This window comes from Pseudomonas sp. M20, from assembly GCF_045037865.1.
GTDB lineage: Bacteria > Pseudomonadota > Gammaproteobacteria > Pseudomonadales > Pseudomonadaceae > Aquipseudomonas.
In genome coordinates, this window is the sequence record NZ_CP173611.1 from 1,638,468 (window position 1) to 1,664,530 (window position 26,063).

Annotated in this window: 25 protein-coding genes; 11 read left to right on the forward strand and 14 right to left on the reverse strand. The window is 60.2% G+C overall.

All coding sequences use genetic code 11. From position 1 onward, the window contains the following. Positions 1-19: 19 nt before the first annotated feature. Both ACI514_RS07485 and moaA read right to left on the reverse strand, forming a co-directional pair. Complete coding sequence (locus ACI514_RS07485; RefSeq protein WP_405123418.1) at positions 20-916, reverse strand: bestrophin family protein; 897 nt, start codon at positions 914-916, stop codon at positions 20-22. Positions 917-951: 35 nt separating this feature from the next. Then, positions 952-1,950 carry a GTP 3',8-cyclase MoaA gene (gene moaA, locus ACI514_RS07490; protein ID WP_405123419.1) on the reverse strand — a complete coding sequence of 333 codons (999 nt, stop codon included), beginning with the start codon at positions 1,948-1,950 and terminating at the stop codon, positions 952-954. A 355-nt stretch (positions 1,951-2,305) separates the two neighbouring features. Here moaA and ACI514_RS07495 point away from each other — a divergent pair, with 355 nt between their 5' ends. The 4 genes from ACI514_RS07495 to ACI514_RS07510 all read left to right on the forward strand — a co-directional run bounded on the left by ACI514_RS07495 (position 2,306) and on the right by ACI514_RS07510 (position 7,302). Then, on the forward strand, positions 2,306-4,630 hold the full coding sequence (locus ACI514_RS07495) for an FdhF/YdeP family oxidoreductase (protein ID WP_405123420.1): 2,325 nt from the start codon (positions 2,306-2,308) through the stop codon (positions 4,628-4,630). Between the two features lie 106 nt (positions 4,631-4,736). Next, on the forward strand, positions 4,737-6,140 hold the full coding sequence (locus ACI514_RS07500; protein WP_405123421.1) for a cytochrome ubiquinol oxidase subunit I: 1,404 nt from the start codon (positions 4,737-4,739) through the stop codon (positions 6,138-6,140). Between the two features lie 3 nt (positions 6,141-6,143). Then, positions 6,144-7,160, forward strand: coding sequence for a cytochrome d ubiquinol oxidase subunit II (gene cydB, locus ACI514_RS07505; protein ID WP_405123422.1), 1,017 nt, complete (start codon positions 6,144-6,146; stop codon positions 7,158-7,160). Further along, entirely contained in the window at positions 7,147-7,302 is a 156-nt protein-coding gene (locus tag ACI514_RS07510; protein WP_080762077.1) for a DUF2474 domain-containing protein, read from the forward strand. Before cydB ends, ACI514_RS07510 begins: the two co-directional genes overlap by 14 nt. A 449-nt stretch (positions 7,303-7,751) precedes the next feature. Here ACI514_RS07510 and ACI514_RS07515 read toward each other — a convergent pair whose 3' ends face one another. Continuing rightward, positions 7,752-8,603 (reverse strand): CAP domain-containing protein, encoded by an 852-nt coding sequence (locus tag ACI514_RS07515; protein ID WP_160058473.1) that lies wholly within the window; start codon positions 8,601-8,603, stop codon positions 7,752-7,754. A gap of 199 nt (positions 8,604-8,802) precedes the next feature. Between ACI514_RS07515 and ACI514_RS07520 the strand changes: the two genes are divergently transcribed. After that, a complete protein-coding gene (locus ACI514_RS07520) occupies positions 8,803-9,423 on the forward strand; it encodes a cell wall hydrolase (RefSeq protein ID WP_405123423.1) in 621 nt (206 codons plus the stop codon). Here ACI514_RS07520 and ACI514_RS07525 read toward each other — a convergent pair. Then, positions 9,420-10,307: a LysR family transcriptional regulator gene (locus ACI514_RS07525; RefSeq protein WP_405123424.1), complete on the reverse strand. Its 888-nt coding sequence runs from the start codon at positions 10,305-10,307 to the stop codon at positions 9,420-9,422. The two genes, ACI514_RS07520 and ACI514_RS07525, sit on opposite strands and share 4 nt — an antisense overlap. A 103-nt stretch (positions 10,308-10,410) precedes the next feature. Here ACI514_RS07525 and ACI514_RS07530 point away from each other — a divergent pair, with 103 nt between their 5' ends. Next, entirely contained in the window at positions 10,411-11,823 is a 1,413-nt protein-coding gene (locus ACI514_RS07530; protein WP_405123425.1) for an MFS transporter, read from the forward strand. A gap of 102 nt (positions 11,824-11,925) precedes the next feature. Here ACI514_RS07530 and ACI514_RS07535 read toward each other — a convergent pair whose 3' ends face one another. The 4 genes from ACI514_RS07535 to ACI514_RS07550 all read right to left on the reverse strand — a co-directional run bounded on the left by ACI514_RS07535 (position 11,926) and on the right by ACI514_RS07550 (position 15,219). After that, entirely contained in the window at positions 11,926-13,329 is a 1,404-nt protein-coding gene (locus ACI514_RS07535; RefSeq protein ID WP_405123426.1) for a heavy metal sensor histidine kinase, read from the reverse strand. Continuing rightward, complete coding sequence (locus ACI514_RS07540) at positions 13,326-13,997, reverse strand: heavy metal response regulator transcription factor (protein ID WP_150750873.1); 672 nt, start codon at positions 13,995-13,997, stop codon at positions 13,326-13,328. The genes ACI514_RS07535 and ACI514_RS07540 overlap by 4 nt, the downstream gene beginning before the upstream one ends. 9 nt (positions 13,998-14,006) lie before the next feature. Continuing rightward, a complete protein-coding gene (locus ACI514_RS07545) occupies positions 14,007-14,264 on the reverse strand; it encodes a DUF2790 domain-containing protein (RefSeq protein WP_160058463.1) in 258 nt (85 codons plus the stop codon). Positions 14,265-14,505: 241 nt separating this feature from the next. After that, a complete protein-coding gene (locus ACI514_RS07550) occupies positions 14,506-15,219 on the reverse strand; it encodes a murein L,D-transpeptidase catalytic domain family protein (protein WP_160058461.1) in 714 nt (237 codons plus the stop codon). Positions 15,220-15,370: 151 nt separating this feature from the next. On the opposite strand from ACI514_RS07550, the gene ACI514_RS07555 reads away from it, so the two are divergent. Beyond that, positions 15,371-16,987 carry a murein L,D-transpeptidase gene (locus ACI514_RS07555; protein ID WP_405123427.1) on the forward strand — a complete coding sequence of 539 codons (1,617 nt, stop codon included), beginning with the start codon at positions 15,371-15,373 and terminating at the stop codon, positions 16,985-16,987. A 3-nt stretch (positions 16,988-16,990) separates the two neighbouring features. Here ACI514_RS07555 and ACI514_RS07560 read toward each other — a convergent pair whose 3' ends face one another. From ACI514_RS07560 to ACI514_RS07575, 4 genes are all read right to left on the reverse strand, one after another. After that, the gene (locus ACI514_RS07560; protein WP_160058458.1) at positions 16,991-17,506 is read right to left on the reverse strand and encodes a DoxX family protein; all 516 of its coding nucleotides are present in this window, start codon (positions 17,504-17,506) and stop codon (positions 16,991-16,993) included. Between the two features lie 459 nt (positions 17,507-17,965). Continuing rightward, positions 17,966-18,595, reverse strand: a complete 630-nt coding sequence (locus ACI514_RS07565) for a DNA-3-methyladenine glycosylase family protein (RefSeq protein WP_405123428.1) — start codon at positions 18,593-18,595, stop codon at positions 17,966-17,968. Between the two features lies 1 nt (position 18,596). Then, entirely contained in the window at positions 18,597-19,394 is a 798-nt protein-coding gene (locus ACI514_RS07570; protein ID WP_405123429.1) for an isocitrate lyase/phosphoenolpyruvate mutase family protein, read from the reverse strand. Positions 19,395-19,426: 32 nt separating this feature from the next. Beyond that, positions 19,427-20,509, reverse strand: coding sequence for a bifunctional transcriptional activator/DNA repair enzyme AdaA (locus ACI514_RS07575; RefSeq protein ID WP_405123430.1), 1,083 nt, complete (start codon positions 20,507-20,509; stop codon positions 19,427-19,429). Between the two features lie 181 nt (positions 20,510-20,690). On the opposite strand from ACI514_RS07575, the gene ACI514_RS07580 reads away from it, so the two are divergent. Next, positions 20,691-21,104 (forward strand): VOC family protein, encoded by a 414-nt coding sequence (locus tag ACI514_RS07580; protein ID WP_405123431.1) that lies wholly within the window; start codon positions 20,691-20,693, stop codon positions 21,102-21,104. Here the strand turns inward: ACI514_RS07580 and ACI514_RS07585 are convergent. After that, positions 21,101-21,721, reverse strand: a complete 621-nt coding sequence (locus ACI514_RS07585) for a LysE family translocator (RefSeq protein WP_160058448.1) — start codon at positions 21,719-21,721, stop codon at positions 21,101-21,103. The two genes, ACI514_RS07580 and ACI514_RS07585, sit on opposite strands and share 4 nt — an antisense overlap. A gap of 275 nt (positions 21,722-21,996) precedes the next feature. Here ACI514_RS07585 and ACI514_RS07590 point away from each other — a divergent pair, with 275 nt between their 5' ends. The 3 genes from ACI514_RS07590 to ACI514_RS07600 all read left to right on the forward strand — a co-directional run bounded on the left by ACI514_RS07590 (position 21,997) and on the right by ACI514_RS07600 (position 25,630). Further along, positions 21,997-22,611, forward strand: a complete 615-nt coding sequence (locus tag ACI514_RS07590; RefSeq protein ID WP_405123432.1) for a biliverdin-producing heme oxygenase — start codon at positions 21,997-21,999, stop codon at positions 22,609-22,611. Beyond that, positions 22,608-24,845 carry an ATP-binding protein gene (locus ACI514_RS07595; protein ID WP_405123433.1) on the forward strand — a complete coding sequence of 746 codons (2,238 nt, stop codon included), beginning with the start codon at positions 22,608-22,610 and terminating at the stop codon, positions 24,843-24,845. The genes ACI514_RS07590 and ACI514_RS07595 overlap by 4 nt, the downstream gene beginning before the upstream one ends. 197 nt (positions 24,846-25,042) lie before the next feature. Continuing rightward, positions 25,043-25,630 (forward strand): LysE family translocator, encoded by a 588-nt coding sequence (locus ACI514_RS07600; RefSeq protein WP_405123434.1) that lies wholly within the window; start codon positions 25,043-25,045, stop codon positions 25,628-25,630. A 116-nt stretch (positions 25,631-25,746) separates the two neighbouring features. Here the strand turns inward: ACI514_RS07600 and ACI514_RS07605 are convergent, their stop codons facing one another. Continuing rightward, the gene (locus tag ACI514_RS07605; protein ID WP_405123435.1) at positions 25,747-26,055 is read right to left on the reverse strand and encodes an antibiotic biosynthesis monooxygenase family protein; all 309 of its coding nucleotides are present in this window, start codon (positions 26,053-26,055) and stop codon (positions 25,747-25,749) included. Between the last annotated feature and the right edge of the window lie 8 nt (positions 26,056-26,063).

A 26,063-nucleotide genomic window follows, 5' to 3' on the forward strand; every position in this document is an offset into this window, starting at 1 on the left:
GTGTCTGGAGAGCTACGGATCAGCTCAGCACATAGTCCACAGGCTTCAGCGCCGGCGGCACTTCGGTGCCGAGTTCGCTGAGGATATCGCGTTCGATGGTGCGTACCAGTGCATCGGTGGGCAGGTCGTTTTCGTCGCGGCCGAAGGGGTCTTCCAGTTCATCGGCAATCGCATCGAGGCCAAAAAACGTGTAGCTGACAATCGCCGTGAACAACGGTGTCAGCCAGCCCAGCGGCTCGGCCATGGCAAACGGCAGCAGGATGCAAAACAGGTAGATCGTGCGGTGCAACAACAGTGTGTAAGGAAACGGCAGCGGCGTGGTTTTGATCCGTTCGCACACCGCTTGCGCCTGGGTCAGGCTGGTCAGGTGATTGGCCAATAGCATGTAGCGCCATTCAGTCAGCTCACCGTTCTGATGCAGATCGGAACACTGCTGGCCAACCGTCTGCAAAATGCGCCCGCTGTAATCCGGTGTCTGCGGATCGGGTTTCGGCATGATCCATTGGCTACTGGCGTCCGCTTCGCTTTCTTTACGCAACCGCGCGTTCAACGCATGAGCAAAGCCACAAAGATTGAGCAGCAGCGGTTTACGCTCAACCGACTCACGAATTACATGGGTTTCACGAATCACCGAGCGAATATGCACTATCACTTCGCCCCAGGCTTTACGCGCCTCATACCAACGGTCATAGCAAGCGTTGTTGCGAAAATTCATGAAGATCGACAGCGACAAACCGAGCAAGGTAAACGGTGTGGCGTTGACCTTGGTGAAGTTGCTCGGATGGAGGATTTCCACCAGCACGATCGCCGAAGCCAGGAGGGTGACCATCAACGTGCGCATAGCAATGCGCTTGGCGATCGAACCCTTGAGGGTGAAGAGAATGGCGAACTGATTGACCTTGGGTCTGATGATCATGCTGTGCGGTTCCGATAACCCTTGGAAGGGGCGGTCTAGCCGCCCGTCATGTTCATGAAGCGCACGAGCTGAACATCATCGTTCACTTCGAAATTATGTCGATACGGCTTCAGTTTCATCGCCTCGATAATGGCTTTCTCCAGCCGTTGCGGTTGCCCCGGGTGCGCACGCAGTACCGCTTTGAGATCGACCGAATGCTCGTTACCCAGACACAGTAGCAGGCGTCCTTCGACGGTGAGGCGCACGCGGTTGCAGGTGCCGCAAAAGTTGTGGCTATGCGGTGAGATAAAGCCCAGACGAATCTCCGGCGCTTCGGCCAGCCGCCAGTAGCGCGACGGGCCTTGCGTCGACTCGGCAGAGTCAATCAGGGTATAGCGCTCGGCAATCTTTTCCCGCACCTGGGCGCTGGAGAAAAACGACTCGGCGCGGCTGTGTTCGCTGATGATCCCCAGCGGCATTTCCTCGATGAAGGAGACATCGAGCTGACGATCAATGGCGAAGCTGACCAGATCGTTGATCTCCTCATCGTTACGGCCCTGCATCACCACCACGTTGAGTTTAGTGCGGGTAAAACCGGCCTTGCGCGCGGCATCGATGCCGTTGATCACCTGCGCCAGATCGCCCGTGCGGGTCATCTGTTTGAAGCGCTGCGGATCGAGGCTGTCGAGGCTGATGTTCAGGCGTTTGACCCCGGCGTCGAACAGCGGCGCGGCGAGTTTGCCCAGTTGTGAGCCGTTGGTGGTCATGCACAACTCGCGCAGGCCGGGCAGGGCGGCGATCTGCTCGCACAGCTTGACCACGCCCGGACGGATCAGCGGCTCGCCACCGGTAAGGCGAATCTTGCGCGTACCGAGCGCTACAAAGCTCTGCGCCAGTTGATAGATCTCTTCCAGGGTCAGAACTTGCTGGCGTGGCAGGAACTGCATGTCTTCGGCCATGCAATAGACGCAGCGGAAGTCGCAGCGGTCGGTCACCGACATGCGCAGATAGTCGACGCGGCGGTTGTAACCATCGATCAAGACACGCTCAGACATGACAGCCTCGCAGGAATGAAAACCACTGTGGAAGGGGTTTGGTCAGCGCAGATTATGAGCAACTTTCAGTGCTGTCCAATCACTGTTAATGAACAGCTGATTGATGCCGTCGATGATGAATTATTTTTCGCCGAAAGTTGCTCCGTTAGTTTCGCAAGGCCCCGTAAATAAAGGGTTTTTAGCCGTGATAGATGCTTTCGATAAGGCAGTCATTAATAGCGATTAGACAATGTTTTGTAACGGTTAATATCCTTGCCCCGGCAAACCCAACGACCACTTTGCAACCTTGAAAGTCGGCCGTCGCTGTTTAACCGAATCAGGTTCATGCCTGTGTGCATCGTCATGGAGAAGTCCCATGTCACAAGTCGACCGTTACAAACCCTACAAAGGCGCCGCTGCCGGTTGGGGCGCTGTCATCAGCCTGACAAAAAGCTGGCTGGGCAGTGAAAACGCCCTGAAAAACATTCGGGCCATGCTCAAGACTAACCAGAACGGCGGCTTCGACTGCCCGGGTTGTGCCTGGGGCGAGGCGCCCGGCGCGAGCATGTTGAAGTTCTGCGAAAACGGCGCGAAAGCGGTGAACTGGGAAGCGACCGGGCGTTTGGTCGACCCGGCGTTCTTCAACAAGTACACGGTGTCGAGCCTGGCCGAGCAGAGCGACTACTGGCTGGAATATCAGGGCCGCCTGACCCACCCGCTGCGCTACGACGCGCGGGTCGACCGCTATGTGGAAATCAGTTGGGCAGACGCTTTTGCGCTGATCGCTGATCACCTGAAAAACCTTGATTCGCCGCATGAGGCCGAGTTCTACACCTCCGGACGCGCGAGCAATGAAGCGGCGTTTCTCTATCAATTGTTCGTCCGCGCGTTCGGCACCAACAATTTCCCCGACTGCTCGAACATGTGCCACGAAGCCAGTGCGGTGAGCATGATCGAGACCCTCGGCGTCGGCAAAGGCACCGTGGTTTACGAGGACCTCCATCACGCCGACGCGATTTTTGTGATCGGCCAGAACCCCGGCACCAACCATCCGCGCATGCTCGAACCGCTGCGTGAAGCGGTAAAGCGCGGCGCCCAAGTGGTCTGTATCAATCCGCTGAAAGAGCGTGGCCTGGAGCGTTTCCAGAACCCGCAGAACCCGCTGGAAATGCTCAGCAACGGCTGGGAAGCGACCAACACCGCGTATTTCCGCCCGGCGCTGGGCGGCGACATGGCGATGATTCGCGGCATGGTCAAATTCCTCCTGCAGTGGGAACGCGAAGCTCAGGCCGCTGGTGGCGAACCGGTGTTCGATCACGCGTTCATCGCCGAGCACACCACAGGCCTCGACAGCTATCTGGCTGAAGTCGAGGCAACCAGCTGGGAGCACATTCTCGAGCAGTCCGGCGTGCCGCTGCATGACATCGAACTGGCCGCGCGCATGTATGGCCGCGCCAAGAGCGTGATCATGTGCTGGGCCATGGGCCTGACCCAACACGTGCACTCGGTGGCGACCTTGCAGGAAGTCATCAACCTGCAACTGCTGCGCGGCAACGTCGGCCGTCCGGGCGCAGGTCTGTCGCCGGTTCGCGGCCACAGTAACGTGCAGGGCGACCGCACCATGGGCATCAACGAACTGGCGCCGAAAGACTTGATGGACGCGCTGCAAAAGCGCTTCAACTTCGACGTGCCGCGCATGCACGGGCACAACACGGTGATGGCGATCGGCGCCATGGAGCGTGGCGAAGCCAAGGTGTTCATCGGTCTGGGCGGCAACTTCGCCCAAGCCACGCCGGACACCCCACGCACCCACGCGGCCATGCGCAAACTCGACCTGACCGTGCACATTGCGACCAAGCTCAACCGCAGCCACTTGGTGACGGGTCGCGACGCGCTGATTCTGCCGTGCCTCGGGCGTACCGACATCGATATCCAGGCTGAAGGCCCGCAAGGCGTGACCGTCGAAGACACGTTCAGCATGGTGCATTTGTCGTTCGGTCAGTTGAAGCCGAAGTCGGCGCACTTGAAGTCCGAGCCAGCGATTATTGCCGGGATCGCCGCCGCGACGTTGGGCAAGCACCCGATCGATTGGGAGTGGGTGGTGGGCGACTACGGGCGCATCCGCAACCTGATTGCCGACGTGATCCCGGGCTTCGAGAACTTCAATGAAAAACTGCTGATTCCGGGTGGTTTCCACCTCGGCAACGACGCCTCGGATCGGGTCTGGAACACCGCTAGCGGCAAGGCCCAGTTCACCCCGTGCGTGCTACCGGAGCACTTGATCAGCGAGGGCGTGCGCAACCTGCCGGTCAAGCCGCATCTGATCCTGCAAACCATGCGTTCCCACGATCAGTACAACACCACGCTGTATGGCCTCGATGACCGTTATCGCGGGGTTTACGGCATGCGCGAAGTGATCTTTGCCAACGAGCAGGACATCCAGCGCTTGGGCTTCGAACCGGGGCAGAAGGTCGATCTGGTGGCGCTGTGGGATGACGAACGTGAACGTCGGGTCAGCGGTTTTACCTTGATCGCCTACGACATTCCAGCAGGGCAAGCAGCGGCGTATTACCCGGAGACTAACCCTCTGGTACCGCTGGAAAGCTACGGCGACCGAACCTACACGCCGACTTCCAAATTCGTGGCGATCCGCCTCGAAGCCGCGAAGGTCAGCAACCTGATCCCGTCGTCGGTGGCGTAAACCGCCACTCATAAAAACATTGGCAATTTGACTGGCTGCAGGCGTTCGCGTCTGGCGGTGGCCCGGGTTCGTGCTGCCGCTTTTCAGCCTGGATGAGGACATCATCATGTTCAATCTAGAGGCACTGGACCTGGCGCGACTCCAATTCGCGTTCACGGTTTCGTTCCACATTATTTTCCCGGCGATCACCATTGGCCTGGCGAGTTTCCTCGCGGTACTCGAAGGCCTGTGGCTGAAAACCCGCAACGACACGTACCGCGATCTCTACCATTTCTGGTCGAAGATTTTCGCGGTCAACTTTGGCATGGGCGTGGTTTCGGGGCTGGTCATGGCGTACCAGTTCGGCACCAACTGGAGCGGCTTCTCGGATTTTGCCGGGAGCATCACCGGGCCGTTACTGACCTATGAAGTGCTGACCGCATTCTTCCTTGAGGCCGGTTTCCTCGGGGTGATGCTGTTCGGCTGGAACCGCGTCGGCCGTGGCTTGCACTTCTTCGCCACGGTGATGGTCGCGATCGGCACGTTGATTTCGACGTTCTGGATTCTCGCGTCGAACAGCTGGATGCAGACGCCACAGGGCTTCGAGATTGTCGATGGTCGGGTGATGCCACTGGACTGGCTGGCGATTGTGTTCAACCCGTCGTTTCCGTTCCGTCTGGCGCACATGGCGATTGCCGCGTTCGTCGCTACGTCGTTCTTCGTCGGTGCGTCGGCAGCCTGGCATTTACTGCGCGGCAACAACACCGCGCCAGTGCGCAAGATGTTTTCCATGGCGTTGTGGATGGCGTTGATCGTGGCGCCGATTCAGGCGGTGGTCGGTGACGCTCACGGGTTGAACACGCTGGAGCATCAACCGGCGAAGATTGCCGCCATCGAAGGCCACTGGGAAAACGCCGACAACGGGCCGACGCCGCTGGTGCTGTTCGGCATTCCTGATATGCAAGCGGAGAAGACCAGATATGCGTTGGAGATTCCCTGTCTCGGCAGCCTGATCCTCACCCACAGCCTCGATAAGCAGATCCCGGCGCTGAAGAGCTTCCCGAAAGAAGACCGGCCGAATTCGACCGTGATTTTCTGGAGCTTTCGCGTCATGGCCGGGTTGGGGATGTTGATGATTCTCGTGGGTTTGCTCGGTCTGGCGTTGCGCCGGGGCGGCAAGCTTTACCGGCATCGAGGCTTCCAGCGTCTGGTGTTGTTGATGGGGCCGAGCGGCTTGATTGCGCTGCTGGCCGGTTGGATCACCACGGAAGTCGGGCGTCAGCCGTGGGTGGTGTATGGCTTGCTGCGCACCCACGACGCGGCGTCGCATCACTCGGTGGCGCAGATGAGCACCTCGCTGGCGTTGTTCGTGGTGATCTATTTCACGGTGTTCAGCGTGGGCATCGGCTACATGATGAAACTGGTGAAAAAAGGCCCGCAGCCGCACCACGAACATCCGCCTGCGGGCGATGAATTGCAGACGCCGCGTCGACCGATTTCAGCGGCTATCGCCCCTATGAAGGAGCATTGAGTCATGGGTATTCAAGGTATCGATCTCTCGTTGATCTGGGGAGTGATCATCGCCTTCGGGGTGATGATGTACGTGATCATGGACGGCTTCGATCTGGGCCTGGGAATCCTGTTTCCACTGATCCCGGATGAGCAGGAACGCGATGTGATGATGAACACCGTGGCGCCGGTGTGGGACGGTAACGAGACGTGGCTGGTGCTCGGCGGCGCGGCGTTGTATGGCGCGTTTCCGCTGGCGTACGGGGTGATTCTCGAGGCGTTGTATCTGCCGCTGATCCTGATGCTTTGCGGGTTGATTTTCCGCGGCGTGGCGTTTGAGTTTCGCTTCAAATCCTCGCCGCAAAAACGCCATTGGTGGGACAAGGCGTTTATCGGTGGTTCGTTGCTGGCGACGTTCTCCCAGGGCGTGGTGATTGGCGCGTACGTGTCCGGGATTCCGGTGGTTGATCGGCAGTTTGCCGGCGGCGGTCTGGACTCGTTGGCGCCGTTTCCGCTGGTGTGTGGCGTGGGTCTGGTGATCGCGTATGCGTTACTCGGCAGCACCTGGTTGCTGGTCAAGACCGAAGGGATGCTGGAGTCGCGGATGCGTCTGTTCACCCGGCCGCTGGCCTTGCTGTTGATGGCGATGGTGCTGGTGATTGGCGTGTGGACGCTGCAACTGCATCCGGAACTGGCAACGCGTTGGTCAACCCACGGGCATCTGCAGGTGTTTGCCGGGTTGGTGGTGTTGGCGTTGCTGGCGCTGTTCGGGTTGCTGCGCACGTTGCGTCAGCGGCATACGCATTGGCCGTTCGTGTTTACGCTGGTGCTGATGTTGCTCGGTTACATCGGCCTGGCACTGAGCATCTGGCCGAACATCATCCCGCCGTCGGTGAGCATCTGGGCCGCCGCGTCACCGCCTTCGAGCCAGTTGTTCGCGCTGATTGGCGCACTGTTCATCCTGCCGGTGATCCTGATGTACACCTTCTGGAGCTACTACGTATTCCGCGGCAAAGTGAGGATTGGCGATGGCTACCATTGATTCGCGCGAAGTGAAAAACAGTCGCTGGTACAAGCGTTTGGGCTGGTTGCTGTTGATCTGGCTGGGCAGTGTGGTATCGCTGGCGGTGGTCGCCAGTCTGCTGAAACTGGCGATGTACGCCGCGGGGATGAGAACCCATTGACCATAAAAAACCGGAGCCTGGCTCCGGTTTTTTATGGTCGGGGATTTTGGATGTACCACCGGACATTGTGGGAGCGAGCCTGCTCGCGAAGGCGTCGGGTCAGACAACATTGATGTTGAATGTAATGGCCCCATCGCGAGCAGGCTCACTCCTACAAGGATTTGTGGTGGTTGGAGAATATGTAAACACCGCCGGACACTGTGGGAGCGAGCCTGCTCGCGAAGGCGGCAGGTCAGACAACATTGGTGTTGAATGTAATGGCCTCATCGCGAGCAGGCTCGCTCCTACAGGGATTTGTGGTGGTTGGAGAATATGTAAACACCGCCGAACACTGTGGGAGCGAGCCTGCTCGCGAAGGCGGCAGGTCAGACAACATTGGTGTTGAATGTAATGGCCTCTTCGCGAGCAGGCTCGCTCCCACAGGTGTTGTGGTGTTTTTGCGATTGGGCTTACTGGGCGCCGAACATCGCGGTCCAGTAGATGCCGGCACTGCTTTTCGGGTCGGTCGCGTAGGCGGCGCCGAGTTCCTGGTATTGCGGGTTCATCAGGTTGGCGCAGTGGCCGGGGCTGGTGAGCCAGCCTTCGACGACTTTGTGCACGGTGTCTTGGCCGGCGGCGATGTTTTCGCCGACCAGTTGCCCGCTGTAACCGGCCAGTTCCGCGCGATCGCCCGGGGTGCGGCCGTCACGGTCCTTGTGATCGAAGTAATTGTTGTTGGCCATATCGCGGCTGTGATCCTGGGCGATCGTGCCCAGTGTCGCGTTCCAGGCCAGCGGTGCGGCAGCGGCGAACGCCTGACCGCCACACTGACGCGCCTGACTGCGGGCGACGTTGAGTTCACTGAGCAATTTCTGCCCCTCACTTTGCGCATCACCGAGCTTGGCCGACAGCAGCGGCCGCGCCAGGACAATGCGCCAGTCACGGTCGTCGCGGCTGACACCGACATCGACAAACTGCGGATCCAGCACCACCTGACAGAAACTTTCCTGAATCGCCTTCATCGCCGACGCCGCATCACGCGGGCCGTTGAGCGTGATCGCCTGCACATTGACCATCGGATAACTGGCGCTGGCCATGGCTTGCTGAAGATCGACAGCACCGGTGGCACGTAATCTCAGCCGTGGATCAGCCGACAGTGGTGACAGTTCATTCGATGCCTGCGATCCGCAACGCTGAGGTTGGCTGCGGTAGCTGTTGATCGACTCGATCAATTGCGACTCATCGCCGGCCAGCGCCGGGATGGCAAACACAACGCCCACGGACAACGCGGCAAGACGCAAAACAGATGGCATGAAGCGCATGGAAATCTCCCTTGAGCTGAATGCGCCCATGATGCGCGAAAGGCCCCCGGTGAGTGCAATGTCTTTTTTCTTCATTCAGCGGTTTTCCTGCGCAACTTTGCCTCTGGATTTGCCGTCTACACTCACCGAAGGCCCCGGAAACCGGGTGTCTCCCCGACGTAATACCTTGCCCGACTCGGGCGCTGCCGGAAGAACAGACATGGGATTGAAAGGCTGGGCGGGTTGTCTCGTATTCACCCTGTTGGCAGGCTCTGCATGGGCCACCGATCAGGCCCCGATCAAAGCGAAGGCTGAAGAAAAAGCCCAAGTGCTGGAAGAAAAAGCGGCGGACAAAGTCAGCGCCGCACCGGCACCGAAAGCCGAAGCCATCACCCCGACCGAAGTGCAAGCGGTCGACCCGGCCGGCGCCGCGCCGCTAGACGATCCGATTACCTGTCTGGCGCGCAGTATCTACTGGGAAGCCAAAGGCAAGGACACGCCGGAAATGGAAGCCGTGGCCAGTGTGGTGATGAATCGTCTCGGCCACGAAGGCTTTCCCGACACGGTCTGCGCTGTCGTCAAACAAGGCTCGGAAACCAAGAGCTGCCAGTTTTCCTGGTGGTGCGACGGCAAGCCGGATCAGGTCAAGGAAGATGCCGAATACACGCTGGCGAAGGATATCGCCCGCAAAGCGCTGAACCGCCAGCTCAAGGATCGCACCAACGGCGCGCTGTATTTCCACGACCGCAATGTGCATCCGAGCTGGGCCAAGGAATACCGCAAGACCGCCGAAACGAAAAAATTCCTCTTCTATAAACCAGCAGGTGGCGATGCGCGTTAAGCGCAGACCTGCCGTACACAATCGCGCAACCAGCGATGCGCCGGGTCAGCGTCCATGCGCGGATGCCAGAGCATCGACACGCTGATGTCCGGCATCGCGAAGGGCAGGGCGAAACTGTGCAGGCCGGTGCGCAGTTTGCTGGTGTGACGCTGCGGGACCGTGGCGATCAGCTCTGATTCACGCACCAGCGTCAGCGCCGCCGAGAATCCACCGAATGAAGTGACGATGTCCCGCGTCAGTCCGAACGCGAGTAAGGCTTCGTCGACCGGGCCACTGCTGCGCCCGCGTCGGGAGATCAGAATGTGCTCGCCGCCGGCAAAGCGCTTGCTGGTGATTTTCCCCATGCTCAACGGATGCCCCTCACGCACTACGCCAATCCACTGATCCTGAAACAGGATGCGGCTGTGCAGCGTCGGGTCGGTGCTGTCATCGACCACGCCGGTTTCCAGATCGACGCGGCCCTCGCGCAGCGGCGTGCTGTCCTTGTCGGCTTTCTGCACAAAACGCAGACGCACACCAGGCGCCTCTTCGGCGATACGCGCGAGCAGGGCGGCGGCGAAGGTTTCGACAAAGCCGTCGGTGTTGCGCAGGGTGAAGGTGCGTTGCAACCGGCTGGGGTCGAGCACTTCGGCTGGCCGTAAAACCGCTTCGGCGTCCTGCACCAACAGACTGACTCGCTCGCGCAACTCCAATGCACGCGGCGTTGGCACCAGGCCCCGCCCCGCGCGCACCAGCAACGGATCACCGGTGGTTTCGCGCAGACGGGCGAGGGCGCGACTCATGGCCGAAGGGCTCAATCGCAGGCATTTCGCGGCACGGGCGACGCTGCCTTCGCGCAGCAAGACGTCGAGGGTGATCAGCAGGTTCAGATCCGGAGTGCTCATGATATGGCGTTCTGTGCAGGTATCGAGTGCAAAGCATGCGTCTTGCGCCGTGTGTTGTCGAGGCTCAGGCTATGGCGAATCACCTTTGCGTTGCGAGCCGACCATGCCCCGAGAACCCTTGAGCACTCCCGCCCGATGGGCACTGACCAGTCTGGCTCTGTCGATGTTGATGCCGTCGCTGGACACCAGCATCGCCAATGCTGGGCTGCCGATTCTGGCGACGGCGTTTGAAGCGACATTTCAACAGGTGCAGTGGATCGTGCTGGCTTACCTGTTGGCGATCACCACGCTGATCGTCAGTGTCGGACGTCTGGGCGATGGCTTCGGTCGACGTCGACTGCTGTTGATCGGGATCGGCATTTTCACCAGCGCCTCGTTGGCTTGCGCATTGGCTCCGGGACTGGGCTGGCTGATTGGCGCGCGGGCGGTGCAAGGCGTTGGCGCGGCGATCATGTTCGCCTTGACGGTGGCGCTGGTGTCAGAAGCCGTGCCCAAATCGCGGGCGGGTAGCGCGATGGGGTTGCTGGCGACGATGTCGGCGACGGGCACCAGTCTCGGGCCGTCGCTGGGCGGGCTGTTGATGACGCATGTCGGCTGGCAGGCGATATTTTTACTCAACGTGCCATTGGGTTTGCTCAATATTTGGCTGGTGTACCGCTTTTTGCCAGCGAATCGGGTAACAGGGTCGCGCGCAGCGTTCGATTATTCTGGCAGCGCAGTGTTGGTGCTGACGCTGGCGGCCTATGCGCTGGCAATGACGCTTGAAGGTTTGATGTTGCCATTGCTGCTGGCCAGCCTGTGCGGCGCAGGATTGTTCATCGGGGTCGAGATGAAGGCCAAGGCGCCGCTGATTTGCTTGTCACTGTTCAGCGATCCTCGACTGAGCGGTAGCCTGACGCTGACGTTGCTGGTGACGACGGTGATGATGACCACGCTGGTGGTCGGACCGTTTTACCTCAGCCGTGGATTGGGTCTGAGCAATGCTGCGGTTGGCCTGGCGTTATCGGTCGGGCCATTGCTGTCTGCGTTTGGTGGTGTACCTGCGGGACGTTTGGTGGATCGCTTCGGCGCGCGACGGATCGTGCCGGGTGCGTTGCTCGGGATTGCCTGCGGTTGCAGCTTGTTGGCGCTGTTGCCGATGAGTCTGGGGCTGCCCGCCTATTTGCTGCCGATTGCCGTAGTCGCCGTCGGTTATGCGCTGTTTCAGGCGGCGAACAACACCGGGTTGATGGCCGGAGTTCGTCAGGAGCGACGCGGTGTAGTCTCGGCGATGCTCGGGCTGGCGCGCAACCTCGGCTTGATCACGGGGGCAGCGGTGATGGGCGCGGTGTTTGCGCTGGCGGCGGGGGATCCGACACAGGCGCCGGCTACGGCGATTGCCAGCGGATTGCACATCACTTTTGGCGTCGCGGTGGCGTTGATGCTCATGGCGTTGATCATCAACCGAGCGCAGTTCAACTGTAGGAGCGAGCCTGCTCGCGAAGAGGCCGGCACAGCCAATATCTCCGGTGACTGACACTGCGCTTTCGCGAGCAGGCACAGCCAATATCTCTGGTGACTGACACTGCGCTTTCGCGAGCAGGCTCGCTCCCACAGGGGGTTGTGGTGTGTTGGCGATTTATGTTGATTGCCGGGCGGGGAAGAACAGTTCGAAGCAGGTGATGCCATCGGCACTGCTGGCGCTGTAGCGGCCCTGATGCAACTGCATGATGGTCGCGACAATCGACAAGCCCAGCCCATTCGATTGCGCCGAGCGCTCACGGGATTGATCAACGCGGTAGAAGCGTTCGAACAGTCGCGCCAGATGTTCCGGCGCAATGGTCGCGCCGTGGTTTCTTACCCGTAAATAACTGCCATCCGCTTCGGCAGTCGCTTCCACCTGCACCGTCGAATTCGCCGCGCCGTACTTGATCGCATTGGCGCACAGATTGGCCAACGCGCGCCTTAACAGCATCGGCTCGGCCCAGATCACACCGCTGCCGCGCGCCTCGATACATACACCGACATCCGCTGCCAGCCCTTCAAAGTAATCGGCAATGCGCTGCATTTCATCCGCCGCGTCCAGCTCCTGGCGCTGGCTCAGGGCACTGGCCGGATCGGTACGGGCGAGAAACAGCATGTTGTCGAGCATCCGCGTCAAACGTTCGAGCTCTTCAACATTGGAAGCGAGCAATTGCTGATAGGCCTCGATGCTACGGTTCTGCTGCAGCGCAACCTGGGTTTCGCCAAGCAGATTGTTGATCGGCGTGCGCAACTCGTGGGCCATGTCGGTGGACACCTGACTCAACTGTGCAAAGCCCTTGGCGAGTCGATCAAGCATGGCATTAAAGGCTTCGATCATTGGCTGCAATTCTCGCGGCGCACCGCTGCTGGCAAGCCGTTCGCCAAGATTGCCGACGCCGATACCGTGGGCGTGCTTTGCCAGTCGCCGCAACGGCAGCAAACCGCGATACACCAGCAAACAACCGACCACCGCCAGCAACAGCGCCGCCAGCGAGGCGAGGCCATAAACACTCAAGCGGTAATTGGCGAGCATCGCGGTGCGCTCGCTCATCAGGCGCCCGGTGGTGACTTGCAGATTGCCCAGTTCGCCGGAATCGATACTCGCTGCCACTGCCGAAAACGGCACGCCGTCGACACTCGGCAGATGCTGCACGTCCTTGAGCGTCATCGCCTGGTCGATGGGCACCGCCGGCAACGTCGGCGGCTTCAGATTACCCGGGTTGACCACCAGCAACGGCGTTTGCCCCGGCGTGCCAATGGTCAGCAGCGCTTCGCGGTTACCGAGCATGTTCTGGAACAGCGCCGGTTTGTTCTTGATCAGCTCCAGGGTGTTGCTGTCGTTGAGAAAGGTGCGCAGTTGATCGACACGGCTGACCAGCGCGGTGTCATCACGGCGGATCAACTGTTGCTCCAGTTCGTTGTACAGCGCGGCACCGAGACCGGCCAGCGAAGCGAACGCGAGCAGGGCGAACACCAGCGCCAGGCGCAAGGTCAGCGAATAAGGGCGATGGCCGCTCATGGCTGCGTATCGAAGCGATAGCCGATGCCGCGCACGCTGTGGATCAGCTTGAGCTGGAACGGGTCATCGATCTTCGCCCGCAGACGACGCACGGCAACATCGACGACGTTGGTGTCGCTGTCGAAATTCATGTCCCACACCCGTGAGGCAATCAGCGAACGGGCGAGAACCTGCCCGGTATGGCTGGCGAACAACTGCAACAAGGCGAACTCCTTGTTGGTCAGGGTGATGCGCACCCCAGCACGGCTCACGCGGCGTTTGAGCACGTCAATCTGCAGGTCGGCGACTTGCAGTTGTTCGTCTTCATGGATCGGCCCGCGCCGGGTCAGGGTACGCAGGCGCGCCACCAGTTCGGCGAAGGAAAACGGCTTGATCAGGTAATCGTCGGCGCCCAGTTCGAGGCCTTTGACGCGGTCAGCGATGTCATCGCGGGCGGTGAGGAACAGCACCGGTGTGTCGGCTTCCTTGCGCAACCGGCGCAGGACTTCCCAGCCATCCATTTTCGGCATCATCACATCGAGCACGATCACATCGAAACTGTGTTCCAGCGCCAGGTGCAGCCCGTCGGCACCGTCGCGGGCGAGACTGACGCTGTAACCCAGTTCCTGCAGACCGTTGAGCAGGTAGTTGCCCGCCTTGGGTTCGTCTTCGACAACCAGAATATTCATCGATCAGTCTCAGTGGTCATTGATGCAGCCGCTGCCTTGTACCTGATAGTCCAGCACATGTTCGCGGCCCTGATGGTCGAGGTAATTCAATTGCGCCGGGACCACGCCACACGCTTGTGAAATATCGGTGCTGGACAGGACTTTGTCGACATCCAGATTGACATAGAAGCCGGATTTGTCATGAATCACGGCGCTGTCGGGCATGTTCGCGGCGAACACGCTGCCGGTGGCAAGGAGGGCGGTGAGGGCGAGCAGGAGGGTTTTCATGGTCAGTCACTCAGTGGTCATGGTTGATCGGCATTGGTGCCGGGACAACTTCAGGCTACCGAGCGATCCGCACGGCAAACCGACAGCTGAATGACAAAGTTGTAATGAAACATGGGGCTGACAGAGATCAAATGTAGGAGTGAGCCTGCTCGCGATAGCGGTGTGTCAGGCACCATCTGTGTTGGCTGACACACCGCTATCGCGAGCAGGCTCACTCCTACAGGGGATTTGGGGTGGTCGGTTAGCTCGCGTGAGTATTGAGGATGCTCGCCACCTGCTGCGGCTGGCAGTTCAGATACGGCGACGACTTCAGCCAGCGCTGATCCGGGTACCACGAAAACATGAACTGGCCATTCTTCAACCGGTCGATCACCTGCTTGGCGATCTGTGGCCGAACCGCTGGGCAACCCTGGCTGCGGCCGATGCGCCCCTGTTTCTTGCTCCACAACGGATTTACATAACTGGCGGCGTGAATGACGATCGCGCGATCGCGAGCCATGTCATTGAAGCCTGGCTCCAGACCGTCCATGCGCAGCGAATAACCGTGGGTGCCGCTGTAGCTTTCCTGCGTGCGGAACAGGCCAAGGCTGGACTGGTAGCTGCCTTCGACATTGGAAAACTGCGTGGCGAAGTTTTCCCCGGAATTGGAGCCGTGAGCAACCAGATCGCGCAGCACCAATTTCTTTTTGCTGAGGTCGAAGATCCACAGTCGGCGTTCGGTGGACGGTTGCGAATAGTCGATGATCGCCAGGTGGCGGGACGGTTTCGCACCGTTGTTGACCGCGCATTGCATGGCGTTCAACGCACCTTTCAGCGCTTGGGGATTGAGTTCTGGCGCGGCGTGCGCGAGGCTGGTAAAGAGAACCGGCGATGGTTTGCCGGCGGCAAAAACGGGACTGGACACCACGACAAGGGTCGCGGTGGTCAACAGAAGTCGGCGCAAAAACGTCAACATTTTATAAAGTGTCCTCAATTGCTACTTATTTGGCACTTTGGCTCCTGACTCCCAGTCAATACCCGCAAGCCCGTCGATCGAGCCTGACTGTTCAGCGCACCTGATGTAAGGTTGACCATCATCTAGACGGCCATGGATTGGAGTAAAGCAGTTGTTCAAAAAGTACGCATGCTACTTGAGCATTTGTTTGCTCGCTGCGCCGTTTGTCGCTTGTGCCGATGAGCCGTTGCCGCCGCTGGAGACATTGCCAACGCCACCGGCGGAAATGCCGGTCGAGCCGCAAAGTCCGTTGCAGGCGGTTTTGATCAGTCTGGCGCAGTCATGCCCGGCGATTGCGGCACAGCTCAACGGCCCGGCGCTGAGTCAATTGCAAGCCTTCTACCAGCAGCAGGACTGGATGCCGGTGTGGGCCAGTGAGTCGGCACAATTGCCGGTGTTGCGCTCGCAATTGCAGCTGTTGGCCGATGATGGTCTCAATCCAAAACGTTACCCGATCGCGACCACGGCGCCGCAGGATGGCGAGTTGTGCGCCGACATCGACATCAGTCGCAACTACCTGCAGGCCCTGCAGGATTTGCACTACGGTCGCCTGCTGCAATCGCACTTCGAACCGCTGTGGCATGCCGATGACAGCCGGCGTGACCGTCAGGCGGAATTGTTGGCGATCGCCGTACCGGGCATGCACGACATTGCCGTCGCGTTCGATCTGGCCCGTCCGCGTCTGGCGCAATATCAGGACTTGCGTCAGCTCTATGCGGCGCAACGGCTCACGGCTTTGCCGCAATGGCAAGCGGTGGGCAACGGGCCGCTGTTGCGCCCGGCCATGGAAGACAAACGTGTGCCGGAACTGGCTCAGCGGCTGTACAGCGAAGGCTACCTGGCTCACGTCGTTGGCACGCCTGACAATGCTTATGACGACGTGCTGGTTGATGCGGTGAAGAGTTTTCAGGCCAACCATTCCCTACAGGCTGACGGTGTGGTCGGGCCGGGCACGATTGCCGAACTCAACATCAGTCCGCTAATTCGTCGTGAACAGCTGCGGGTCAACCTCGAACGTTTCCGCTGGATGGCCCAGGACATGGAACCCAATGGCCTGCTGGTCAACGTCGCCGCTGCTGAACTGACGTTGTATCAGGGCGGCGTGCCGGTGTGGCAGACGCGCACTCAGGTGGGTCGCGCCGAGCGCCAGACGCCGTTGCTGAAATCCCGGGTGACACGCCTGACCTTGAACCCGACCTGGACCGTGCCGCCGACCATCTGGAAGGAGGACAAACTGCCGGAGATCCGCAAGGACCAGACCTTCCTCAGCCGCCAGAACCTGCAAGTGCTCGACGCTAACGGTCAGCCGCTGGCGGCAGCGGATATCGACTGGGACAACCCCGGTAACATCATGCTGCGTCAGGACGCCGGGCCGCGTAATCCGCTGGGGCAAATGGTCATCCGCTTCCCCAACCCGTTTTCGGTGTACCTGCACGACACGCCGAGCAAGGCGCTGTTCGAAAAAGGCCCGCGTGCTTTCAGTTCGGGCTGTGTGCGGGTCGAGCATCCGATGCAACTGCGCGATCTGCTGCTCACCCCGGCGGAAAAGGCCCGCACCGAAACCCTGCTGGCCACCGGCACCACCCACGAATTCCGTCTGTCGGCGCCGGTGCCCATCCTGATGACTTACTGGACCGCACAGGTCGACAGCAGCGGCCGTGTGCGTTACTCGCCAGACATTTACAGCCGTGACAGCGCGTTGCTCGCCGGACTCGACCGGGCGCACTAAGCCTCAGCGGGTGCTTCTGTTCCAGAACACCCGCGCCAACCACGCATCGACACTCAACTTGCCCGCTCCGGCGAATACCAACGGTAGCAACGCGGCGAGGTAAATCGCCGGCAGCTTGAAGTTGCCGAAGCCTTTGTTAGTGATCGCATAACCCTGTGCCAATTCACTCAGTGACGACCAGTCAGCGGGCCAGTGCACGGCGGCGGTGGCGACGACAGTGACCACGATCAGCGAAATCGCTGAGATGCGCGTGCCGAACCCCACCAGAATCGCTAGCGCACCGATCAGCTCGGCCCACATCGACAGTTCCCAGTTCAGCGTTGCCGGCAGTTGATCGAACGGGAAGGGGAATCTGTCCTGAATGTCTTCGAACCAGTTCTGCCCGTTGAATTTCTCCAGCCCGGATTCGAAGAACTCCCAGGCGATGAACAGGCGCAGTGTCAGCGGGGCGAGCCAGGTGCCGGCGCGGTCGAGGTTCAGGTGCAGGTGTTTGACGGCGGTTGAAAGAGTGGTGGTCATGGTGCAGCTCCGGTGAATTGAATGAAATCGACCGGGGCATTTCAGCGTCGGGGTGTATCGGGGATGTGTCGGCGGGGTGGCGGATTGTGCTTTTGGTGTGTCTGCGGCTTCGGGGTATACAGTGCGATACAGTCAAAGGCCGATCACCCTAACCCTCCCGAAACGTCGGACCGCCCAGAGGGAGAGGGGACTGACCGTGGGATATTGAAGAGGTACGCCGACGTGAGAGTTTTCTTCTGAATCCATAATCGACTCAGTCTTTCAGGTCGATGGATGACGCCAGACACCTCGGTCGGCTCCCTCTACCTCTGGGCGGTCCGACGTTTCGGGAGGGCTAGGGTGAGGGCAGTCGATTATGGAATTGAGAAGTCTTGGCGATCATGGATTCAGAGGCACTATTTCAAGTCGGCGTAAATCTCCAATATCCCCCAATCAGTTCCCTCTCCCTTTGGGAGAGGGCTAGGGTGAGGGCAACGGTTTAGGCACCCGCCACAAATACCAAGCCGCCACCGTCCGAAAAGGACTCCAAGCCACCCCAATCTCAACCATCTCCCTACGCGTTGGCTGCACCTCCAGTCCCTTCATCCGCCGATATCCCTCACGCACGCCAAAGTCATCCGCCGGCAGAATATCCATGCGCTCCAGGCTGTAAATCAGCAACATCTCCACCGTCCAGCGACCCACTCCGCGCAGGCTGATCAGGCGCTCAATCAACGCTTCATCATCCATCGCCAGCGCCGTAGCGTAATCCGGCACCACGCCATCCAGCGTTGCCTGAGCAATCCCCTGAATCGTCGCAATCTTGCCCGCCGAAAACCCGCAACTGCGCATTCGATCAAAATCCGTCGCAAGAATCTGCTCCGGTCGCGGAAAGGATTGCCCGGAAAACAACCCCACCAGCCGCCCGACAATCGCATCGCCAGCCTTGGCATGCAGTTGCTGATAAGCAATCGCCCGCACCAGCGACTCATACGGATCACGCGCAGGATGAGGTTGATGCAGACACGGGCCGACCGCTGCGATATGGCGCTGCCAGTGCGGATCGAGCGCGGCCAGAAACGCGCTGGCCTCCTGATAAGCGTCGGGCATGTTATTTCAGCAGGCCGTTGACTTCGCCGTAGCTGAACGCCTTGAGGTCATGGGTATCGAGTTTGCCGCTGGCGAGAAAGCTTTTCACCAGCCCACCCATTGCGCCATAGAGGAATTCGGCAATGCCGGAACCCGCGCTCAAGCGGCGCACGCCCAGCGCTTGCAGTTCTTCAGGCGAAGGCAGGCAAGCGAAACCAAGCACGTTGACCGGCAGCGCAGTGCCTTTGCAGATGGCCTCGATTTCATAGGCCGACGTCACGCCTGCCGCGAACAAGCCATCGGCGCCGGCCGCTTGATAGAGCGCCGCGCGGCGCAGGGTCTCGGCGACGCGATCCTCGGCCGGCACCAGGCTTTTCAGATAGACATCGGTGCGCGCATTGATGAACAACTGGACATCGCGCTTGCCGGCGACCTGTCGCGCCACTTCGATCTTGCGCGCGAGCAACTCAGGATCGGCGGAACCGTCCTCGATATTGATTCCCACGGCACCTGCGGCGATCACCGCATCCAGCACTTCTGCCACGCGCCCGAGGTCATCGGAATAGCCGGCCTCGACATCCACGGTCAATGGAATACTGATGACCCGTGCGATCGATTCCACGGTCGACACCAGACGTTCAAGAGGCAGGGTGTTGCCGTCCGGGTAACCGTGGGCCCAGGCCACCGCCGCACTGCTGGTGGCCACGGCTTTACCGCCCAGGTGCTCGACCAGTCGCGCACCGGTGGCGTCGGCGACATTGGTCAGAATCAACAGGCCTTGCTGGTGCAACTGGTGAAACTGCGTAGCGAGCGCGTTCATCAAAAATCCTTCTTGTCAGTTGATGGGGGTGGTCAGAATGCCAGGGATTGGGTGAGCTGCACGGCGGCGTTTTCCAGCCTCAGCAGAAACGCCTTGCGCGGCTGCCCACCACCATAGCCGGTCAGCGAACCATCCGCGCCGATCACCCGATGGCAGGGCACCACAATCGACAGCCGATTGTGCCCGTTGGCCAGGCCTACTGCGCGACTGGCGCCGGGTTTGCCCAAACTGGCGGCGATGGCGCCGTATGTACTAGTGTGGCCGTAAGGGATTTGCAGCAACGCTGACCAGACCTGCCGGGCAAACTCGCTGCCGGGCAAGTGCAGCGGCACAGTAAAGGTGTTCAGCTTGCCGGCGAAATACTCCACCAGTTGCTGCTCGATCTGCTGCAAGTGGGCGTTGTGCCCCGGCGCGACTGCGTAGCCATAGCGATTTTGCAGCTCCTCGACTTCGCGGGTCAGCGCCGGGCGATCGAGAAACTCCAGTAACACCAGCCCACGGCGTTCGGCCATGGCGATCATCGGCCCCAGCGGCGTGGTCAGCCGGGTGAACAGCAGTGGCTCACTCTGGGCGACGCGGCCCGGGGTGATGTGGAAGGACTTCTGAAAGGCATCACGAAAACCGCTGAGCGATTCATAACCCGAATCAAACGCGGCGTGATCAATCGAGGTGCCTTGCTTGATCCCGCCCAGCGCCATGCCCAAGCGGCGCGTACGCAGCCACGCGTGGAAGGTCATGCCGAAATGCTGCTTGAACCAGCGCCGCAGCTTCAGCGGTTCGATGCCTTCAGCGAGCAACTGCGCATCGCTCCAGCGCAGCTCCGGGTCGGCCTCCACGGCTTTGAGCAGGCGCTGCACCCAGTCCGGCGCGATGGCGGCGGCGTCCAGCGGCTTGCAGCGCAAGCAAGCGCGATAGCCGGCCGACATGCATTCGTCGGCATGGGCGAAGAACTCTACGTTCTCCGGTTTCGGCTTGCGCGCCGTGCAACTGGGGCGGCAAAAGATCCCGGTGGTTTTCACAGCCGTGAAGAACACGCCTTCATAGGCAGTGTCGCGTTCAAGCATGGCGCGAACCATTTCGGCGTGGGGCGGCAGGACAGCGGTTTGTATGTTCATGGTCCGAGAGTAAAACCAGATTCTCGATGGCTCCACCGAAAAATCGACAGTGAATTTTCAAATCCCCTGAACTACCGTGTAGGAGCTGCCGCAGGCTGCGATCTTTTGATGTTGATCCTCAAAAACAAGATCAAAAGATCGCAGCCTGCGGCAGCTCCTACCGTTTGTTGAGGTGTGCCCGATGCATCCGTTTTCCATCCAACATATCGATCACATCGTCCTGCGCGTCGCCGATCTGCGACGCAGCATCGAATTCTACGGCCAGGTATTCGGCGCCGAAGTGGTCAAACGCAACGAACCGCTGGGCCTGATACATCTGCGCGCTGGCACTTCGATGATCGACCTCGTCGACCTGCAAGGCGAACTTGGCCGCAAGGGCGGCGGGGCGGCCGGGGCCGAGCGGCGCAACGTCGATCACTTCTGCCTGCGCATCGAACCGTTCGACGAAGCGGAGCTGATTGCACATCTGCAAACCTTCGGTCTGACTGTGGCAAAAGCTGAATCACGCTTCGGCGCCGAGGGCAAAGGTCTGTCGCTGTATTGCTTCGACCCGGACGGCAATCAGGTCGAACTCAAAGGTCCGTCCGAGGCTTAAGCACGTTTCGCCATCAGCAGCACCGACGCCGCCGCCGACAGCAGCCCCGCGCAGCAACGATTGAAGATCCGCTTGCCGCGCGGCTCGGCGAACCAGCGGCGCATGTGCAGGCCCATCCACGCGTAGGCGCTGATGGCGATCCACTCCAGCAGCAGAAACAGCACGCCCAGCATCGCGAATTGCTCCGGCACCGGGCGCGCCGGGTCGACGAACTGCGGCAGAAACGCGGTAAACAACAGGATCGCCTTCGGGTTGCCCGCCGCCACCAGAAATTCCTGCCGCGCCAACGCGAAGAACCCCGCCGTTGCTGCGGTCGCCTGCTGCTCAGTCTCGGGATTGGCCCGCCACAACTGCCAGGCCAGATACAGCAGATACCCCGCGCCAATGATCTTGATCGCATGGAACAGCCATTCCGAGGTCTGCAGCACCACCGACAGACCCGCCCCAGCCAGCGCAATCATCCCGGTGAACGCCAGAATCCGCCCGATGCCCGCCGCGCAGGCGCGGCGAAAGCCATAGCGCGTAGCATTGCTGACCGATAGCAGGTTGTTCGGCCCGGGGGCCATGTTCAGGGCGAAACAGGCCGGGAGAAACAGGATGAGCGTGGCGAGATCCATGACAGCACTCCAGAAAAGAGAGCGATATTTTTATCACAGCCTCCGGGCGCCCAGACCCATACAGTCACGCGGCGCTGTCGCGGTACAGCGCCCGGCGCCGTTGGGCAACGCGGTCGAACTTTTTGCAGATGCCTTCACTCTGAATGACTCAGAGGGTGATGGTTTCGGCAGAAATAACTATCCATCCGGTCAGAAACCGCGATAGCCGTGTAAAATTTCGCCGACGTTGCACTCACCCCGTTTGGCCCCTGGCGGCCCCACCAAGAGCGATCTACATGCAAGCAAAGGCCCGTGAAGTTTATGTGCCACCGGTGCTGCAAGATCTGCGGGCCGGCACTGCCGAGCTGCACATCGCGCTGGAAAAACGCCTTCCTTTTTTCTCCGATACCCTCGATACGCAGGCCTTTGTCCGGCTGGTGCAGGCCTATTACGGCTTCTATCTGCCGCTGGAAAACGCCTTGCTCCGCAGTGATGCAATTCCTGCCGGTTTTGATCTGACGCCTCGACTCAAAGCGTCAACCTTGCGCACTGATCTGCACGCGCTGGGCGTATCTGCCGAAGCGCTGCAAGGTCTGCCGCAGTGCGAGCAGTTGCCGGTGATCGACTCAAGCGCTGCCTGCCTTGGCGTGCTCTACGTTCTCGAGGGCGCAACGCTCGGCGGACAGATTCTGCGCCGGGAAATCTCTTCACGATTAGGCCTGGAAGCCGATAACGGCGCGGCTTTTCTCGATATCTACGGCGCCGCCACGGGCCGGCGCTGGCGCGACTTCATTGAATACCTCGGCAGTCGGCCAATGAGCGTCGCCGAGCGTGCCGCTGTCGTCACGGCAGCACAAACCACATTCAGCAGCTTCGAGCACTGGCTCGAAAGCCGGGAGGTACTGGCATGACTGCGCAAGACAAAGAAGCCTTTGAAGAACTGCTGGCCAACTGTGCCGACGAGCCGATTCGTTTCCCCGGGGCGATCCAGCCCCACGGTTTGTTGCTGACTTTGAGTGAGCCTGACCTGGCGATCATTCAGGTCAGCGCCAACGTCGAAACCCTGCTGGCCCGCGCGCCACAAAGCCTGATCGGTCAGCCACTGGAAAGCCTGATCGGCGATGCCGAAGCGGCGCAAGTGCGCGAAGCCTTGCTGCAACCTTCGCTGTCTGACTTAGCGCCGCTGCGCTTCAGGCTCAACGGCACGGCGTTCGAGGGCCTGCTGCATCGTCATCAGGGCGTGCTGATCCTCGAACTGGAAATCCACGTCGAGAACTTCCAGCCACGCAACGTCGCCGGCAACCAGACTCATCTGGGGCGCATGCTTCAGCGTCTGCAAGCGGCCACCACCTTGCAGGCGCTGTATGACATCAGCGTCAAGGAAATCCAGGCCATGACCGGTTACGACCGGGTGCTGATCTATCGTTTCGAGGAGGAAGGCCACGGTCAGGTCATAGCCGAAGCCTCCGATCCGTCGATGGAAGTGTTCAATGGCCTGTTTTTCCCGGCGTCGGACATCCCTGAACAGGCGCGCGAGCTGTATCGCACCAACTGGTTGCGGATCATCCCGAATGCCGACTACCAACCGGTGCCGCTGTTGCCGAAGTTGCGCCCGGACACCGACACGCCGCTGGACCTGAGTTTCGCCACGCTGCGCAGCGTGTCGCCGATCCACTGCCAATACATGAAGAACATGGGCGTGCTGTCCTCGATGAGCATTTCCCTGCTCAAGGGCGACAAGCTCTGGGGTTTGATCAGTTGCGGCAATCGCCAGCCACTGCACGTGCCGCACGAATTGCGCGCCGCGTGTCAGACCATCGGCCAAGTGCTGTCGCTGCAGATCAGCGCCATGGAAGCGCTGGAGATCAGCCGTCAGCGTGAAGAGAAAGTCGAAGCCTTGGCGTTGCTCAATCAAGCAATGATCGATTCACCGCAGAACGTCTTCGACGGTCTGGCCAACCAGCCGCAAACCCTGATGGCGCTGACCAATGCCGGGGGTATCGCGATCATCGAAGACAAGCAACTCCACCGTTACGGCAACTGCCCGGAACCGGAAGAGATCCGCGCCTTGCACAAGTGGTTGCAGGACAGTGGCGAGGCGGTGTTTGCCAGTCATCACCTGGCCAGCGTCTACCCGCCGGCCGCGCAGTATCAGCAAGTGGCCAGCGGCGTACTTGCCATGAGCCTGCCGAAACCGGTGGACAATGGCGTGTTCTGGTTTCGCCCCGAGGTCAAGGAAAACATCAATTGGAGCGGCGATCCGCGCAAGCCGCTGGACCTGGAAAACTCCGACGCCGGCCTGCGTTTGCGTCCGCGCACCTCGTTTGAAATCTGGAAAGTCGAGATGGCCGGGATCTCCACCAAGTGGAGCCACGGTGATCTGTTTGCCGCCAACGACCTGCGGCGTTCTGCACTGGAAAACGATCTGGCCCGCCAGGTTCGCCGCGAGCAGGAAGCGGTGCGCGCCCGTGATGAGTTGGTGGCGGTGGTGTCGCACGATTTGCGCAATCCGATGACCGTGATTTCGATGCTCTGCGGCATGATGCAGAAGGCCTTCAGCTCCGACGGCCCGCACACTTCGCGGCGCATTTCCACGGCCATCGACACCATGCAACAGGCTGCCGGACGCATGAACACGCTGCTGGAGGATTTGCTCGATACCTCGAAAATCGACGCCGGGCGCTACTCCATCACCCCGCAGAAACTCGATGTCGGGCAGATGTTCGAGGAAGCGCAGGCGCTGCTCGCGCCGCTGGCGCTGGACAAGGACATCAGCATTTCCTTCGACGCCGATCCTGATCTGCGCATTCATGCCGACCCTGAACGGCTGTTTCAGGTGCTGTCGAATCTGGTCGGCAACGCGATCAAATTCACTCCGCGACTGGGCAGGGTGGGCGTGCATGCCACGTCGGTCGGTGATGATATTGTCTTCACCGTTCGCGACAGTGGCGAAGGCATTCCCAAGGAGCATCTGCCGCACGTGTTCGATCGTTACTGGACGGTGAAAGAGGGCAACCCGACCGGCACGGGTCTGGGTTTGTATATCACTCAAGGCATCGTCGAAGCTCATGGCGGGCGGATCTTCGCCGAGAGCGAGCCGGGGCAGGGCAGCGAGTTCCGCTTCACCGTGCCGCGTCTGGACTGAATATCAGTCACGACTCACTTCTTGTAGGAGCTGCCGCAGGCTGCGATCTTTTGATCTTGAAAACAAAGGCAAAAGATCGCAGCCTGCGGCAGCTCCTACACGGGTTGGATGTACATCAAGGGTAGTTTTCTTCAATACGCGGAACCGAGCGCTGGCTAGGGTGTGCACCTTGTTCCTCGATTTGAAGCAGGTGTGCGATGAGTCTGATTGTTTCCATGGCGGCGTTTGCGCTGGCGGCGTCGATCACGCCGGGGCCGGTGAATATTGTGGCGTTGAGTTCCGGGGCGCAGTTCGGCTTTCGTGCCAGTCAACGGCATGTCGCCGGGGCCACGCTGGGGTTTGTGCTGTTACTGGTGTTGATGGGCCTGGGTTTGCACGAGGTGCTGAAGCTCTGGCCGTTCATGACCCGTGTGGTGCAACTGGCCGGTGTCGTGTTTCTGCTGTTCATGGCGTGGAAACTGGCCATGGATGACGGGCAGTTGAATGCCGGTGAGTCAGGGCGGGCGCCATCGATGCTGTACGGCGCGGTGATGCAATGGCTCAACCCGAAAGCCTGGCTGGCGTGTGTGGCCGGTATGGGCGCGTTTGTCGCCGATGGCGAGGCGCGGCTGGTCTGGCAGTTTGCAGCGGTGTATCTGGTGATCTGTTATCTGTCGGTGGGCTGCTGGGCGTATGCCGGGACGTTTTTGCGTGGGTACCTGAGCAATGCGGCGGGGATGCGCTGGTTCAATCGGAGCATGGCAGGGTTGTTGGCACTGAGCGCTATCTACTTGTTGTTCACTTGACCCTGTGGGAGCGAGCCTGCTCGCGAATGCTGTTTGTCAGTCACTGAATATGCCGGCTGAACCACCGCTTTCGCGAGCAGGCTCGCTCCCACATTGATCGGCGTCACTGCCAGAGACTAGTTGAACGGCTGCGCAAAATCGCCCCCCTCAATGTGCCAGACCGTCGGCTCGTCCGAAAAATATTCCTCCAGACCCAGCATGAATAACCGATGGTCCTCACTCGCTTCAAACCCGGGCGAGTGGTCCTCGAGGGATTGCCAGTGCACGATCAGGTTGAAGACTTCGGGCGTTTCGATGCCTTGTGCGAGCAGATGTCCGCTGTAACCCTTTGCCCGTTTGAGCAACGGCTCGACCTCGGCAAACGCACTCCGAAACGCTGCAGTTTGTGCTTTGTGAACGGGTAGCAGAGCGATCTCGTAAACCATGATGTTCT